Origin of the sequence: Sorangium sp. So ce375, assembly GCF_051473855.1 — a bacterium.
Classification (GTDB): Bacteria; Myxococcota_A; Polyangia; order Polyangiales; family Polyangiaceae; genus Sorangium.
In genome coordinates, this window is sequence record NZ_CP150335.1 from 7,730,741 (window position 1) to 7,746,802 (window position 16,062).

Annotated in this window: 11 protein-coding genes; 8 read left to right on the plus strand and 3 right to left on the minus strand. The window is 70.9% G+C overall.

All coding sequences use genetic code 11. From position 1 onward, the window contains the following. Nucleotides 1-70: 70 nt before the first annotated feature. Nucleotides 71-751 carry an HAD family hydrolase gene (locus WME90_RS28545; protein ID WP_437275177.1) on the plus strand — a complete coding sequence of 227 codons (681 nt, stop codon included), beginning with the start codon at nt 71-73 and terminating at the stop codon, nt 749-751. An 81-nt stretch (nt 752-832) separates the two neighbouring features. Beyond that, nucleotides 833-1,312 (plus strand): YbhB/YbcL family Raf kinase inhibitor-like protein, encoded by a 480-nt coding sequence (locus WME90_RS28550; RefSeq protein ID WP_437275178.1) that lies wholly within the window; start codon nt 833-835, stop codon nt 1,310-1,312. Nucleotides 1,313-1,486: 174 nt separating this feature from the next. On the opposite strand, the gene WME90_RS28555 is transcribed toward WME90_RS28550, so the two are convergent. After that, complete coding sequence (locus WME90_RS28555) at nt 1,487-1,777, minus strand: hypothetical protein (protein WP_437275179.1); 291 nt, start codon at nt 1,775-1,777, stop codon at nt 1,487-1,489. 554 nt (nt 1,778-2,331) lie between these two features. On the opposite strand from WME90_RS28555, the gene WME90_RS28560 reads away from it, so the two are divergent. The 3 genes from WME90_RS28560 (at nt 2,332) to WME90_RS28570 (ending at nt 4,754) form a co-directional block, all read left to right on the plus strand. Then, complete coding sequence (locus WME90_RS28560) at nt 2,332-2,739, plus strand: hypothetical protein (protein ID WP_437275180.1); 408 nt, start codon at nt 2,332-2,334, stop codon at nt 2,737-2,739. 235 nt (nt 2,740-2,974) lie between these two features. Beyond that, nucleotides 2,975-3,763, plus strand: coding sequence for a DUF5819 family protein (locus tag WME90_RS28565; RefSeq protein ID WP_437275181.1), 789 nt, complete (start codon nt 2,975-2,977; stop codon nt 3,761-3,763). A 4-nt stretch (nt 3,764-3,767) separates the two neighbouring features. Next, nucleotides 3,768-4,754 (plus strand): HTTM domain-containing protein, encoded by a 987-nt coding sequence (locus WME90_RS28570; protein WP_437275182.1) that lies wholly within the window; start codon nt 3,768-3,770, stop codon nt 4,752-4,754. 81 nt (nt 4,755-4,835) lie between these two features. Here the strand turns inward: WME90_RS28570 and WME90_RS28575 are convergent, their stop codons facing one another. Next, complete coding sequence (locus WME90_RS28575) at nt 4,836-5,831, minus strand: quinone oxidoreductase family protein (protein ID WP_437275183.1); 996 nt, start codon at nt 5,829-5,831, stop codon at nt 4,836-4,838. An 81-nt stretch (nt 5,832-5,912) separates the two neighbouring features. On the opposite strand from WME90_RS28575, the gene WME90_RS28580 reads away from it, so the two are divergent. Beyond that, complete coding sequence (locus WME90_RS28580; RefSeq protein WP_437275184.1) at nt 5,913-6,773, plus strand: helix-turn-helix domain-containing protein; 861 nt, start codon at nt 5,913-5,915, stop codon at nt 6,771-6,773. A 99-nt stretch (nt 6,774-6,872) separates the two neighbouring features. Here the strand turns inward: WME90_RS28580 and WME90_RS28585 are convergent, their stop codons facing one another. After that, nucleotides 6,873-8,129: a PAS domain-containing protein gene (locus WME90_RS28585; protein WP_437275185.1), complete on the minus strand. Its 1,257-nt coding sequence runs from the start codon at nt 8,127-8,129 to the stop codon at nt 6,873-6,875. A gap of 645 nt (nt 8,130-8,774) precedes the next feature. On the opposite strand from WME90_RS28585, the gene WME90_RS28590 reads away from it, so the two are divergent. Together WME90_RS28590 and WME90_RS28595 are read left to right on the plus strand one after the other, a co-directional pair. Then, entirely contained in the window at nt 8,775-9,851 is a 1,077-nt protein-coding gene (locus WME90_RS28590; protein ID WP_437275186.1) for a P1 family peptidase, read from the plus strand. Between the two features lie 135 nt (nt 9,852-9,986). Next, entirely contained in the window at nt 9,987-16,007 is a 6,021-nt protein-coding gene (locus WME90_RS28595) for an AAA family ATPase (protein WP_437283672.1), read from the plus strand. Nucleotides 16,008-16,062 lie beyond the last annotated feature (55 nt).

Sequence of the window (16,062 nt, forward strand, 5' to 3'; positions counted from 1 at the left end):
GCGGCGCGGAGCGCTCGGCGCGAAGCGCGCTGGGCGCGCGGGCACCGCGGCGCCGGAGGAGGTGAATCCATTGAACCGAGGGAGCGCTGTGCACGCGATGCTCTTCGATCTCGACGGGACCTTGGTGGACACGGTCTATGCCCACGTGCTGTCGTGGCAGCGCGCGTTCGCCGAGGCGGGCATGCCGATCGATGCCTGGCGGGTCCACCGGCGCATCGGGATGAGCGGCGGGCTCTTCGCTCGCGCGGTGGCGCGCGAGGTCGGCTATCCGCTCGCGGCCGAACAGGCGCGCTTCGTCCAGGAGCGCCACGGCGAGATCTTCCGGCAGATCCTGCCGGAGCGACGCGCGCTCCCGGGGGCGGTCGCGCTGCTCCGTCAGCTGCGCGAGGCGGGCGTGCCGCACGGGATCGCCACCTCGGGGCGGCGGCCGGAGATCGACGCCTCGCTCGCGGCGCTCGAGCTCCCGCCGGACATGGTCGTTGTCGCTCGCGGCGACGTGAACCGCGCGAAGCCGGCGCCCGATCTCTTCTTCGCGTGCCAGCAGCGCCTCGGTGTGGCGGCCGAGGACTGCTACGTCGTCGGTGACTCCGTGTGGGACCTGCTCGCCGCGCGCCGCGCCCGCATGTTCGGCGTCGGGTTGCTCTCCGGCGGCTACGGGCAGGACGAGCTGCTCGCTGCGGGCGCGTACCGGGTATACCGCGACCCTGCGGAGCTCGGCGCCGCGCTGGACGAGCTCGGCGTCGTGCCCTGAGGGACGGCTGGCGCGGGCGGTCCGCGCGGAGGTGGACATCAAGCATGGGCCTCAGGGAGGCTCGGAAGGCCAGGTGATACGATGCTCTCGTTACAATCTCCCGACTTCCACAATGGCGACGTGATCCCGATCGTGCACACCTGCGAGGGCAAGGACGCGCCGCCCGCGCTCTCCTGGTCGGGTGTCCCTGGGGGCACGAAGAGCCTCGCGCTCATCGTCGACGACCCGGACGCGCCCGATCCGCGCGCCCCCAAGGCGACGTGGGTCCACTGGGTGCTCTACAACATCCCGCCCGACGCCCACGGGTTGCCCGAGGGCGCGCGCAAGGCCGATCTGCCGGCGGGCACGCTCGAGGGAAAGAACGACTGGAAGCGCGCCGGCTACGGCGGCCCGTGCCCGCCGATCGGCAAGCACCGTTACTTCTTCAAATTGTATGCGCTCGACACGGTGCTCCCCCCGCGGGACGGGCTCACCAAGGTGGAGCTCGAGAAGGCGATGACTGGCCACGTCCTCGCGCGCGTCGAGCTGGTGGGCACGTACCAGAAGGGGAGCCGCCGGTAGGAGCCGCGCGCCGGCAGAAGGCGCGAACGCTCCAGGGTTTCTTCGTGCGTTACGGGCTCACCCGCAGAGTGAAGCTCGCTGCGGCGGACGTTCCTACGCCTCGCTCGCCTGCCTCGCGGATGAGCCCGTATCACACGAACCTACACCTCGCCATGAACACGCCGAGCCGCGCGATCAACCGCACTTGCAGACGGGGTTGCCCTTCGCATCACAGTAGCATTCACACACTCCATCTGGGCAGGTGAGGACTTTGTTGCCCTTCGGGCAGCTGGCGACGCACGAGGCCATCGAGTCGTCGTCGCCCGCCGCGACATCATCGCCGCTGGCGTACGACGGTCCAGGCTCACTCGCGTCGATAGACGCCGCCTCGCTGCCGTCCACGACCCACCTGCTCACGCTCGTCGGGAGCGCCGTGGAAACGGGCAGCATCGACAACACGAACACCGATAACATCGTACCGCGCATCTTCACTCCTCCTGGCCAACGATGCTTCCATGAATGGGCATCATTGATCGCCGAGGCCCGAGGCACGCGGCGTGCCGAGCCGCGCAGCCCGCGGCCGAGATCGCGGCGCCGCGGCGGGTACAGGAGCGCTGCCCCGCGTGCGTCCGCGGTGTTCGGACGGCGGAGCCAGCCTGGCTGCGCTGGCTGAGCTCGGCGGTCACGCCGCGTCACCACCGCAGGCGGCGCCCTCTCGGCTTCAAACGAGACAATCCGAGCAAACGGTTGCGCGCGGTGGTTTGCTCGAACACGCAAGCCGCCCGCCAGCCTAGGGCGCCGCCGAGCGGACGCGGCCAGGACATCTCCGCGGTGAGGGCGCGGAGCGCGTGCCGGGCCGACGGAGAGAGCGGCTGGCACGACGAGTGCTCTTCGGTCGGGCAACGGCAGATCACCGGCGAGCTGGGTTGATGCACCGAGTCCTGCGGAGCTCCTCGACTGCGAGGCTCCGCGCGCTCGACAACCGCAGCTGGCATGCCTGCCACCCTAACCATCACAAGATCGAACGAAAGAGGAAGAACATGACACGAAAGATCATCACGGCGGTCACTTGTATGTCGTTGTTCGTCGGCGTGGCGATGGCGCACGCGGCGACGCCCGCATCGTCGAGCCTGAAGCCTCGCTCTGTTCTTCAGGCCGACGCGAGCGCCGGGGCGCCCGAGAGGGTAGCGTCCTTCTACGGGTACCCGGGGGCCAACGTGGCGACGTCGACGAACATCGGCATCGCAGGCATCGCGATCGGGACCTCGGGGACCGTCGCCCAGTCGTCGGTCGCCCAGGCTGGCGGGTACGGCAACATCGGTGTCGCGGCGGCGAACGCAGGGGGCTTCGGCGGCCGCGGCCACGGCTACGGTCACGGAGGCTGGAGGAGGGTGGCGATGAACGACGCGCCCGCGTCCGGTCAAGCAGACATCCTCTTCGACAACTAGCTCCGCCCGCCAGAGGTCCGGCCAGAGATGGCCGGACCTCTGCGCCGCTTCGCGGCGGCTTCGCGCGGGCGGCCCTTGCTTGGGTTTCACCGGGGCTCCGCCCCACTCCGCACCCCGGAGGCCGCAAGCGGCCCCGGCCGGCCCGCCGAGGCCGGACCATCCACGGGCCGCGCGCGGCGCTCCGGCCGCGCGCGGCCTTCTCTTTGACGACCCCGAACCCGGGATGGACGAACCCATGCGCCATTTCCTCCGTGTGCTCTCGACGTCCGCGCCCGCGCTGCTCGCCGCGGCGCTCTGTTTTCATTTCGCCATGACGGCGGCGTATCTGACGCCGCAGAACCCGCTCCAGCTCCGCTTCGCGCGGCTCATCAGCGGGTACATGAACCCGTTCTTCCAGCAGAACTGGCACCTCTTCGCCCCCGATCCCATCACCGACACACGCCTCCTGATGGTCTCCTGCCGCCTGCACGAGCCGGACGGGAGCACGGCCGAGACCGGGTGGACCGATATCACGACCCCCTACTGGGAAGGCCACCTGGAGAACCGGCTCGGCCCCGCGACGCGCCTCGGACGATCGGTGACGGGCGCGGCGCGCATGATCTACACCGTCGATCCGACGTCGCTGCAGATGGCGAAGAAGCTCGATCAGCATCGAGTCCGCGCCGAGGCGGGCGGAGGCAGCCCGGAGACCGCCGAAGCGCAGGTTGTCGACACGCTCCGGAGCGAGGTGAAGAAGGAGCAGGACGCCGGCTTTCAGCTCGGCAAGAGCGTCCTGGAGCGGGCCGGCTCCGCGCACTGCGACAGCCTGTACGGCCCGAACCGCACCGACGCCGTGCGGATGCGCCTGGCGGTGCTGAAGTTCCCGCGCTTCTCGCGGCGCGACCTGCCTGACTCGAAGGGTGAGTTGACGTACTACGATTTCGACTGGGCTCCGTATCAACGGGTGGCGCCGCTGGACCCGGCGACAAAGGACAACCTCCAGGCGCCCGTGGCCCGTCGGGCAGCCGTCGCGGAGGGGAGGTGACGCCATGCTGAGCAAGCTGAACGCACGCTGGCAACGCTTTGTGGAGCACGCGAGCCGCGAGCGCTGCCTCATCGGGTCCAGCCTCTTCCGGATCGTCGCCGGGTTGACCATCCTCCACCTCTACCTGGCAAACTACTTCCAGCGCCATTACCTCTATGGCCCCGAGGGGGTGTGGCCCTTCGCGCGGTCGCTCGAGGAAGCCCACAATACCGGCGCGTTCTCGATTTACCTGCTCAGCAGATCGCCGCTCTACTTCGAGGTCGTCTTCCATCTCGCGATGCTGTTCACGGCGCTGTGGGTGATCGGCTTCCGCACGCGGCTCATGTCGCTGCTCACGTACGTCGGGCTCTGGTCCTTGCACCAGCGGAACCCCGTCCTGCTCGACGGCGGCGACAACATCGTCCGGCTCGCGCTCTTCTACGGCATCTTCGCCGAGCTCGGCGCCTACTTCTCGCTCGACGCCGACCGCCTCCGCGCGCAGCGGGAGCGCGGCGGAGACCTCCAGCGGATCAAGGGGATGGTCCACAACGCGGCGATCCTCGCCTGCGCCGTCCAGGTGTGCCTGGTCTATGGAATCGCCGGGCTGTACAAGGTGCAGGGGGAGCTGTGGCAGAACGGGACGGCCCTTTATTACATCACCCGCGTCGGCGAGTTCACGTGGCCCGGCCACAGCGAGAGCCTCTCCCGCAGCGTGGCGGTGGTGACGGCGCTGACCTACGCGACGGTCGCGTTCCAGCTCAGCTTCCCGTTCCTGTTCGCCATGAACCGGCACACACGCAGGCTGGCGCTCGCCGGCGCGTTCCTGTTTCACGGTGGCATCGCCGTCATGATGGGGCTCGGCACGTTCGCCGCGTTCATGATCAGCGTCGAGCTGGCGCTCGTCGCAGACGCGGAGTATCGGGCGCTCGGCGCCTTCGCCAGACGGCTCCTGCCCTTCGAGGTGCCCTCGCTCCGGCGCCTCCTGTCCGCGCGCCGGATCCAGACGAAGTAGCGCGGTGCGGGCGGCGGGCGGCGGTCGCGAGAGCGCTCGCCCGCTCTCTCCCGCCGGCATCCCGGCGCTCCCCGCCGCACCTCACCAGCCCTCAGCCACGCGGATCGCGATCTTCCCGATGGTGCGGCCCGACTCGATGGCGCGGTGGGCCTGCGCCAGCTCGCGCACCGGGTAGCTCGCGCTCACGAGGGGCCTGACGTGGCCTCGCGCCGCCAGCTCCGCCACCGCGGCGAGCGCGCGGCCCTGCGCGCGCGGGTCGAGCCGCCAGATCGTGGCAGCCCCCATCACATGATAGATGAGCGTCGCCGCCTTCATGAACAGCCGGTCCGCGACCGGCGCGGGCGTCGGCACGATGCTCACCACGGTGCCCATGGGCGCCACCGCGTCGAGCGCCTGATCCAGCGCGCGGCCGCCGGCGTTGTCGAAGGCCACCGCGACGCCCGTCCCGCCGGTCAGATCCCGGCACGCCTGGCCCACGTCCTGCGCGGCGTGATCGAGCACGGCGGCGGCGCCGAGGTCGCGGCAGAGCGCCGTCGACTCGGGTCGGCTGGCCGTCGCCATCGCCCGTAGCCCGAGGTGCCGCGAGAGCTGCAGCTGCAGATGGCCCACGCCCCCCGCGCCCGCGGTGACCAGCACCGCGGCCCCGGGCGCGGGCCGCGCGCGCGAGAGGCACTCCCAGGCCGTGACGCCTGCGAGCGAGAGGCAGGCGGCCTGCTCGTGGGAGAGGGCCGCGGGCTTGCGCGCGAGGGTGCGGCTGTCGACAACCACCCGCTCCGCGTTCGCGCCCTGCCCGAACAGGCTCGGCGAGCCGAACACCTCGTCGCCGACCGCGAGATCGTCGACGCCGGGGCCGACCGCATCGACGATCCCGGAGACGTCGTAGCCGAGCACCAGCGGGAACCGCCGCTCGATGCGGCGTGGCCCGGGCGCCGCCGAGCGCGCCCGGATGTCCGCCGGGTTGACCGACGACGCGATCACCCGCACCCTCACCTGATGGGGTCCGGGCTCCGGCTCGGGCAGCTCCAGCGGCACGAGCCGCGAGGCGTCGCCATGGTCATGGATTCCGATTGCCTTCATGCGTTGCATCCCTCTCGAACGACGCCGGCGCGCGGCGGGTCAGGCGCAGTGTGTCCGCCGGCGGCGGCCCTGTATTGAACGATGTCGACATCGAGGCTCGCCATCGCCAGGAGCTCCGGCAGCGCGCCGCCGCTCTCCGCGCACGCCGCGCCAGGAGGCGGCCAGCGCGGGGTCACCGGGCTCGTCGACGTGGCGGGCCGGGTCGCGTCGTGGGGCCCGCCTGCGCCGCGCGCCTTGCCGTCGCTGCACGCGGTGCTGAGCCTCGGCCTGCTGGGCGAGATCCGCAGCGAGCGCGACGACCGCGCGGCCGGCGCGGTGTGGCTGTCCGGCGTCGCGACCCGGCCGTTCAGCTACCGGCTCTCGACCGAGCTGCACGCCGTGATCGTCCTTATCGAGCCCTGGGCGATCCCGGAATGGTTCGGCGTCGACGCCGCCTGCCTCGTCGATCGCCGCGTCGATCTGCGCGACGTCGCCGGCGCCGCGCCCGTGGCGAGGTTGCTGTCGGCCGTGCAGCGCGCCGGCACGCCGCACGGCCGCCTGCTGGCGGTGCGGCGCTGGCTGGCCGCGTTGCCGCCGCGCGCGGAGGCGCCAGCCCCGCTGCGCGACGCGTGGCTCGCCGACCGGGACGCCGCCGGCCTGGCCGGCGCGCTGGGCGTCTCGCTGCGCCAGTCCGAGCGGCTGCTGCGGCGCCACCACGGGGTGACGCTGCGCGAGATGAAGGGCATACGGCGCTTCCAGCGGGCGCTGGAGCGCCTCGAGCGGGACCTGTCGTGGGCCACGCTGAGCGCCGACGCCGGGTTCGCCGACCAGAGCCACCTTTGCCGCGCCGTGCGGCGGTATGCCGGCATGACGCCCGCCGCGCTGCGCGGCGCGGCCGGGGCGAGCGTGATCGCGCCGGTGTACCGGCCGCTGGCCTGCCGCGACCGGTTCGTCGCGATCTGACGCTGCGAGCGGTGGGGTTCGATCGAGACTCGGTCGCCGAGCTCCCTCGTCGCGCTTTTACGGATACACCGTGGCACCGGGGGAGCCGCGGGGGCGAGATCAGCGGCGCTCGCGCCGCTCGCGGACGATCGCCTTTCCCTGACGCGCGAGGGCGTAATGAATGCCGGCCTGGAGATCGCGCTGTGTCAGGAGGTCGCCCAGATCGATCCCCTGCGCGACGAGCGTGCGGGCGACGTCCGGTGAAGCCCCGACGAGGACGCACGTGGCGCCCAGGAGCGCGGCGGCCCGCGTGGCCTGGAGCAGGCGAGCCGCCACGTCGGCGTCGAGGACCGGCACGCCCGTGATGTCGATGAGCACCGTCTCGGCCTGATGTCGCTCGATGCCCTGGAGGAGCGCCTCCAGGAGCTGGGCGCCGCGGGCAGAGTCGATGGTCCCCACGAGGGGCACCACGAGGATGCCCTCATGGACCGGAATGACCGGCGTGGACAGCTCCTGGATGACATCGAGGAGCTGTCGCTGCGTCGCGAACCACGCGAGCTCTTTCTGCACCGCCTCGTTGGCGCGCTTCTTCTCGGTGATGTCCTCGATCATGGCCAGGAGATAGTGGCAGACGCCGTGCTCGTCTTTGAGGGGCACCTTCACCATGTGAAGCCACCGGTCCCCCAAACCCGGCACGACGATGTGCGCCTCGGGGGTGTCCACGATCTCGCCCTTCTCGAGCACGTCCCGATCCATGCGATCGAGCCACTTGGCCTCCTCCAGTCGATGCGGGAAGAGATCGAAGACGTTCTTGCCGAGAGCCTCGCTCCGGGGGGCGCCAAAGACCTTTTCGTAGTGACCGTTCATCCGGACGAGGCGGAATTCCTTCACCTCTTTGATGAAGACCGAGACCGGCACGTGATCGATGATGGTGTCGAGGAAGCTCTCGATAGGCACCGTCCCTGGCTTGTTGCGTGGCGCGGTCGGGTTGCGGACGCAGACGAGCGCGCCGCGCGCGCCATCTACGCGAAGCGGCGTGACCGAGATCTCGCAGGACGGCGCGCCGGGCGCGCCGCCCCGGAGCTCGATGCCGATCTGCTCGCGCTCGCCCTCGAGGACCGCGCGGATGCCTGCGAACACCTCCTGCGCCTCGCCGGCGAGCCCCTCGGGCGACGCGGGAAGGACGGCCCGCTCGTGCGCGCGAGACACCGGCCAGGCGGGGAGCGCCCCCTCCGCAATGAGCTGCTCCAGGCGGGGATTCGCGCAGCGGAGCGCTCCCTTCGCATCGAAGACAGCGGCGGCTACGGGGAGCGCGAAGAGGAGCGACAGGGGGTCGACGCCGACGTTCGGGCAGGGCCCATCGAGATCTGTGGTCATTCGGGATCTTTCCACTCGACACGAGCTGCCCAGCGCTCTCCGAGCCGGACGACCCATCGAATATCCTAACCGTTCAACCCATTCCCCGGAAATCGCGAGCGCTCGCGACTTAGGTAATACATCTAACATTCGCACGAAAACAGCACCGTCGCCCGCCCGATGGTGAGGAGCGCCGAAGAATTCCGGGCTCGATTCACGCACATGGGTCGAACACGCACGTTCATGTCGTTGTGCCGGAGCGACCGCTGATGGGCCACGTCGACGGTGTGACGCTCACGCGCGGCGCACGCGTCTCCCTGCCGACGCCTCGTGGCTCGACGTCCCGCACCGCCGTCTCCGCGCGCCCCTCGCGGCCATGCCCCTCCGGCACCCCCGCCGGATCAGCGAGCTCCGCGGGCGCCGGGAGAAAGGCTGGAGTACGCCGAGAGCGCTGGCCTGATCGCCGAGAGAATCGACCGGGACTGGCATGGAGGTTGATGCCGCCTGTCCCCATGGATGCCAGGCACCGCAGCTTGCCGTGTCCCGTCACCTGGCCGCACGTCGCGAACGCCCGCCTCGCCCTGCCGCTGCCCGCTCGCTCGCTGCCCGGACGAGGCGGGCAGCGCGCCCTCTGCACCCGGCCCCAGGGAGCCCGCGGGAGGCGCCGTGCGCGCGCGTGATCTCGGCGTCGCGCCTGGCATCTTCGATCCGGGCCCGCTGAACGCGATCACCGACGTGGGCGGCGTGCGCGTCGGGCACGCCACGCTGATCGAGGGGGACTCGATCCGCACCGGCGTCACCGCCGTGCTCCCCCACGGGGGGAACCTCTACCTCGATCGCGTCCCCGCGGCGATCCACGTGGGCAACGGGTTTGGCAAGCTCGTCGGCGCAACCCAGGTCCGCGAGCTGGGCGAGCTGGAGACTCCCATTCTCCTCACGACCACGCTTTGCGTGTTCCGGGCCGCCGACGCGCTCGTCGAATGGATGCTGGCGCAGCCGGGAATGGAGGAGGTGCGCTCGCTCAACCCGGTCGTCGGCGAGACAAACGACGGCGTGCTCAATGCGGTCCGGCTCCGTCCGATCACCGCCGAGCACGTGCGCGCGGCGCTGGGCTCGGCGCAAGAAGGGCCCATGCTGGAGGGGTGCGTCGGCGCGGGCACGGGCACCGTCGCGTTCGGCTGGAAGGGCGGGATCGGCACCGCCTCGCGGGCGCTGCCGGCGTCGCTCGGCGGGGCCTGCGTCGGCGTGCTGGTCCAGTCGAACTTCGGCGGCGTGCTGCAGGTCATGGGGGCGCCCGTCGGCGAGGAGCTCGGCCGGTACGCCTTCCGATCGCAGATCGAGGCCGCCCCGGGGGACGGCTCCATCCTCATCCTGGTCGCGACGGACGCGCCGCTGTCGGATCGCAACCTCGGACGCCTCGCGGCCCGCGCGATCCTCGGCCTCGCGCGCACCGGAGCCTCCGGCGCGAACGGCTCCGGTGACTACGCGATCGCCTTCTCGACGAGCGCCTCGGTCCGGCGCCGCTCCGGCGCGAAGCGGCTCACGACCACGGAGCTCTCGAACCAGGAGACGTCCGCCCTCTTCCAGGCCGTGATCGAGGCGACGGAGGAGGCCATCTACAACTCGCTCTTCGCGGCCGAGACCACCACGGCGAGCGGTCGCACCGTCGACGCGATTCCGCTGGATCGCGTCCGTGAGGTGCTGTCCAGGCACGGTGTCCCGCGGAGGTCCCCGCCTGCATGACGGAGGAGACGGCCGCAGGCGAGCCGGCGCGACGACGAGCCGCCGTTTCCCGTGGCGCAGCGAGGCGCGTTTGGCAACATCACGGATCGACCGGGCGCCCCGGAGATCGCTCCGGCGTCGGCCCCCTCTCCCTTTATGACCGACAATCCACGTTACCGCGTGCTGGAGGTGCTGCACCAAGGTGCGGACACCATCCTCTACCGCGCGCGGCGCGACGACGGTCGGCCAGTGGTCCTCAAGGCCCTGCGGCGCGACCACGCCAGCCCCCGAGCCCTCTGCCGGCTGCAGCACGAGCTCGAGATCGCCAGGGCGCTCGAGTCGCCGGTCGTCGTCCAGGCCTATGGGATCGAGCCGTTCCGCGATGAGATGACCTTGGTCCTCGAGGACTTCGGCGGCCGCTCGCTCGACCGGCTGCTCGATGGCGACGGGCCGATGCCGCTCGAGCGCTTCTTTCCCCTCGCCCTCCGCCTCGCCGGCGCGCTCGCCGAGCTGCACCGCCGGCACGTCATCCACAAGGACATCAAGCCCCAGAACCTGCTCTGCAACCCCGACACCGGTGAGGTGAAGATCACCGATCTCGGCATCGCCTCCCTCGCCTCCCGCGAGGCCCAGGAGCTCGCGCACGACGGGCTCATCGAGGGCACGCTCGCCTACATGGCGCCGGAGCAGACGGGCCGCATGAACCGCCGCGTCGACGAGCGGACCGACCTGTACTCCCTCGGCGTCACCTTCTACGAGATGCTGACTGGCACCCTGCCCTTCCAGGCCACCGACCCCGTCGCGTGGGTCTATTGCCACATCGCCCACGCGCCGCGGCCGCCGCACGCGCTCGTCCCCTCGATTCCAGAGCAGCTCTCGGCGGTCGTCCTCAAGCTGCTCTCCAAGGCCGCAGAGGAGCGCTACCAGACCGCGCTCGGCCTGCGCCACGACCTCGACCGGTGCTTCGCCGAGCTGCGCCGGAGCGGCGCCATCGGCGCTTTTCCGCTCGGACAGCGCGACACCTCCGATCGATTCCAGATCCCGCAGCGGCTCTATGGCCGCGAGCGCGAGATCGAGGCGCTGCTCGCAGCCTTCGACCGCGTCGTCGCGAACGGCCGCCCCGAGCTCGTGCTCGTGTCGGGCTACTCGGGCATCGGCAAGTCGTCGCTCGTCGCCGAGCTGCACAGGCCTGTCGTGCGCGAGCGCGGCTCCTTTCTCCGCGGCAAGTTCGATCAGCTCAAGCGCGATGTCCCCTACCGTCCCCTCCTCCACGCCTTCCGGGAGCTCGTGCAGGAGATCCTCAGCGCGAGCGAGGAGCAGGTCGAGCGCTGGAGAGACCGCCTACGCGAGGCCGTCGGCTCCAGCGGCGGGCTGCTCACCGAGATGCTGCCCGAGCTCGCCCTGCTCCTCGGCCCTCAGCCCCCCGTGCCCGAGCTCCCGCCCGCCGAGGCCCAGAGCCGCCTGCTCGCCACGCTCCAGCGCTTCGTCGCCGCGTGCGCCCACGAGGAGCACCCCGTCGCCCTCTTCCTCGACGACCTGCAGTGGGCCGACGCCGGCAGCCTCCTGCTCCTCGAGCAGCTCGCCACCCATGCCGACGACGCGCACCTGCTGCTGATAGGCGCTTACCGCGACAACGAGGTCGGCCCAGCGCACCCTCTGAGGCTCACGCTGGCCGAGGCCCAGAAGCGCGGCGCCGTCCTCTCGGACATCGTCCTCGCGCCGCTCTCCGCCGCCCACGTCGGGGCGCTCGTCGCCGAGGCGATCCACGCGCCCGAAGCAGAGGTCGAGCCGCTCTCGCAGCTCGTCCACGACAAGACCGGCGGCAACCCCTTCTTCGTCCTCCAGTTCCTGCTCGCGCTGCGCCAGGAAGGTCTCATCGCCTTCGACGCGGACGAGGGCGCATGGCGGTGGGACATCGCCGCCATCCGCGACAAGGGCTTCACCGACAACGTCGTCGAGCTAATGGCGGGCAAGCTGGAGCGGCTCCCCGTCCCCACCCGCGACGCCCTCAAGCTCGCCTCGTGCCTCGGCGGCAGCGTGGATCTCGACACCCTCGCGATCATCGCGCGCCGCCCGGCAGAAGCGCTCCGCGCGGCGCTCGAGGAGGCCGTGCGGGAGGGGCTCTTGCTGCGTCGGGACAGCGCCTACCGATTCCTCCACGACCGGGTGCAGCAGGCCGCTTATTCGCTCATCCCAGCCGGACAGCTCGCCGAGGTGCACCTACGGATAGGCCAGCTGCTCTTGAAGGCGCGGCGCGACGACGAGCGCGAGGACGCGCTCTTCGATATCGTCGGCCACCTCAACCGCGGCGTCGCGCTCATCCATTGCCAGGCCGAGCGCGACGAGCTCGCGGCGCTCAACCTCCGCGCCGGCAGGAAGGCGAAGGCCGCCGCCGCCTATCAGTCTGCCGCCGCCCTCTTCGCCGCCGGCATGGCCCTCCTCCCCAAGGAGCCCCGGGAGCGCTGGGAGAGGCGCTACGAGCTGTCCTATGATCTGACCTTCGAGCGAGCCCACTCCGCGTACGTCATCGGCAGCTTCGATGAGGCCGAGCGGCTCCTCGACGAGCTCATGGAGCGCGCAAGGAACGAGATCAAGGGCGCCCCCGTCGTCGAGCTCGCCGTCACCTTCTACCAGACCCGCGGGCGGTCCGACCACGCCGTCGAGCTCGGGCTCTCCTGGCTCCGCGCCTGGGATATCGATCTTCCGCTCCACCCCACGGACGCACAGGTCAAAGAGGAGACCGAGAGCCTCTGGCAAGCCCTGGGCGATGGGGCGATCGAGGACCTTCTCCGGCTGCCCCCCATGACGCACCCGGAGTGCAAGGTCGTGATGGCCGTGATGCAAAGCGTGGCCGGTCCCGCGATCTTCGTGGACCAGGACCTGCACTACCTCATCGTCCTGCGCCAGGTGAAGCTCAGCCTGCGCTACGGCAACGCCGACAGCTCCGCCCACGCGTACGCGGCCTTCGCGCGGCTGTTCGGCCCGCGGTTCGGGCAATACCGCGAGGCGTACAAGTTCGGAAAGCTCGGCTACGACCTCGCGGACAGGAGCGACCTCCTCACCGTGAAGTCGCTGGTATTCACCCTCTTCGGACAGCAAGTCGTCTTCTGGACACGCCACTACCGGGAGACGTACCCCTACACACGCGCCGGGTTCAGCGCCGCGGTCGAGTCCGGCGATATACGCATGGCGTGCTTCAACTGCGTCTGGGCCCCGCTGTTCCCGCTGCTCGCCGGCGATCCGCTGGAGGACGTCCTCCACGAGGCCGAGGAGCGCCTCCGCTTCGTGCGCAAGGCGGGCTACGAGTTCGCGTACGGCGTCCTCATCAGCGTCCACGCCACGATCCAGACGCTGCGCGGGAGGCCGGTCCGCTTCTCGATGCTGGACGGCTCGGAGCTGGACAGGCCGGCCTTCGAGGCGCTGCTCGATGAGGGGGATATGCGGGGCGTCCGCGGCCTCTATTACAGCATGAAGGCCCGGGCGCTCTTCGCGCTCGGCGCTCCCGGAGAGGCGCTCGCCGCGGCGACGCGCGTGATCGTCGATCACCCCTTCAGGTCCGAGCCCTACGCGCTCATCGCCGAGAACTGCTACTATCACGCGCTCGCGCTCGCAGCCCTCGCAGGCGACGGGCCCGAGCCGCGAGGGGCGCAGCCATCGCCCGAGCAGGAGCTCCCCGAGGGGCTCCTCGGCAGCGAGCGGCAGCTCGGCGAGTGGGCCGCGAACGGCCCCGACAACTTCCTGCACAAACACGCCCTGGTCCGCGCCGAGATCGCCCGGCTCCGCGGGCAAGAACCGGAGGCGCTGCGGCTCTACGAGCAGGCCATCTCGTCGGCGCGGGAGAACGGCTTCGTCCAGCACGAGGCCATCGCCTGCGAGCTGGCCGCCCGGTTCTACCGCGCGCGGGGCCTCTCCACGCCCGCCGACGCCTACCTGCAAGACGCCCGCGCCGCCTACTTCCGCTGGGGCGCCCACGCCAAGGTGGAGCAGCTCGACCAGCTCTATCCCTTCCTCGCCCCGCGCAAGCCGATCGCCCCCACCGTCACCTTCGCCGTCCGGGCAGAGCAGTTCGACGTCCTGTCGGTGGTCAAGGCCTCCCAGAGCATCTCTGGAGAGCTCAAGCTCCCGCGCCTGCTCGAGATGCTCCTGCGCATCGTGGTCGAGCACGCGGGCGCCGGAGAGGGGGTCGTGCTCCTGGTCCGTGAAGAGCGCCTGTCCACGGCGGCGGCGATCGCGACGTCCAGCGGCGCCGCGCGGCTGCTCGACGCGCGCGAGGCGCCGGCGGCGCTTCCACAGTCCCTTCTCAACTATGTCCTCCGCACCCACGAGCGCGTGCTGCTCGACGACGCCACCGGACGGCACCCGTTCTCGGAGGACGAGTATTTCGCGCGCAAGAGGCCAAGGTCGGTGCTGTGCCTCCCGATCATGCGGCAGGCCCGGCTGCTCGGCGTGCTCTACCTGGAGAACGGGCTCGTGGCCGGGGCGTTCACCCCCGGGCGGCTCACCGTGCTCGAGCTGCTCACCTCGCAGTCGGCCATCTCGCTCGAGAACGCCATGCTCTATGCCGATATCGAGCAGGAGAACGCAGAGCGCCAGCGGGCGGAGCAGGCGCTGAAGACCAACCAGGCGACGCTGCAGGCCATCGTCGACAACTCCGCCGCCGCCATCTTCCTCAAGGATCGCGAGGGCCGCTATCTGCTCGTCAACCGCCATACGAGCAACCTCGCCGGCGTGCCTATCCATCAGCTCCTCGGAAAGACCGACGCCGAGCTCTTTCATGGTACGAACGTCGAGGCCCTTCGAGACAACGACCGGCGGGTGCTCGAGGCAGGCGGGCCGCTGGAGTTCGAGGAGGAGGTGATGTTCGAGGGGGAACCGCACACTTACCTGTCGGTCAAGTTCCCTCTGGGCGAGAGCGTCATGCCCGGCGTGGTCTGCGGCATCGCCACCGACATCACCGAGCGCAAGCAGGCCGAGCTCGCCGAGCGCTTCCTGGCCGAGGCGAGCCGAAAGCTCATGGCCCTCGGCTACGGCGCCACCCTCGAGAGCGTCGCGCAGCTCGCGTTGCCAACGCTGGCCGACCGGTGCGTCATCGACGTGGACCTCGCCCAGGACGCCCCGGGGCGGACGGTCACCGCGGGCGTGCCGGACGAGCTCGCAGACGCCGTGATGGACGCGCTCCGGCCGCTGGCGGCGGCCTCGCCGGACCAGCCCGAGGTGGGCGATGTCCGCGCCGCGCCGCTCCTCGAGCGGCTCGGCATTCACAGCTTCCTCCGGGTCCCGCTGCTCGCGCGCGACCGGCGCTTCGGCGTCATGACCCTGATGGCGAGCGCGCCCCGGCACCGCTATGGCGACGCCGATCTGCGGCTCGCCCAGGAGCTCGGGAGCCGCGCCGCGCTCGCCCTCGACAACAGCCGCCTGTTCGCCGAGGCCCAGCAGGCGATCGAGCGCCGCGACGAGTTCCTCCTCGTCGCCTCGCACGAGCTCAAGACACCGCTCACCTCGCTCACGATGCAGGCCCACCTCCTCGCCCGGCTCCTGCCCCGCCTCCAGCGCGCCGAGATCGCCCCGGAGCGCATCGACGCATCGCTCCAGCTCCTCAATCGCCAGATTGCGCGCCTCGGCCACCTGGTCAACGAGCTGCTCGACGTCACCCGCCTGAACGCCGGCCAGCTGACCCTCGCGCGCGCGCCGGTCGATCTGGCGGCCCTGGCGCGCGAGGTCGTCGAGCGGGTGCACCAGCAGCTCGCCGACGCCCGCTGCCGCACCCAGCTCGAGCTGGACGAGCCCGTGGTGGGGCACTGGGATCCTTCTCGCATGGAGCAGGTCCTCATCAACCTCCTGTCCAACGCCATGAAGTACGGCGCGGGAGGCCTCATTCACGTCGTCGTGCGCCGCGAGGGGGATCGGGCGCTGCTCCTCGTCCGCGATCACGGCATGGGCATCGCCGAGGCCGATCAGGCCAGGATCTTCGAGCGCTTCGAGCGCGCCGTCTCCGTCCGCAACTTCGGCGGACTCGGCCTCGGACTCTACATCGTGCGCTGGATCGTCACCTCCCACGGCGGCACCATCCGCGTCGAGAGCAAGCCCGGCGCGGGCGCCACCTTCATCGTCGAGCTCCCTTTGCAGCCGCTGGAGGCAGAGGCGGTCAGCCAGGGCGTCTCCATTCCGCCGGCGTAGGCGCTCTCCGGGGCCTGCGCTGACGCGCCGCCGTTTGCTCGTGACGAGGCGCACC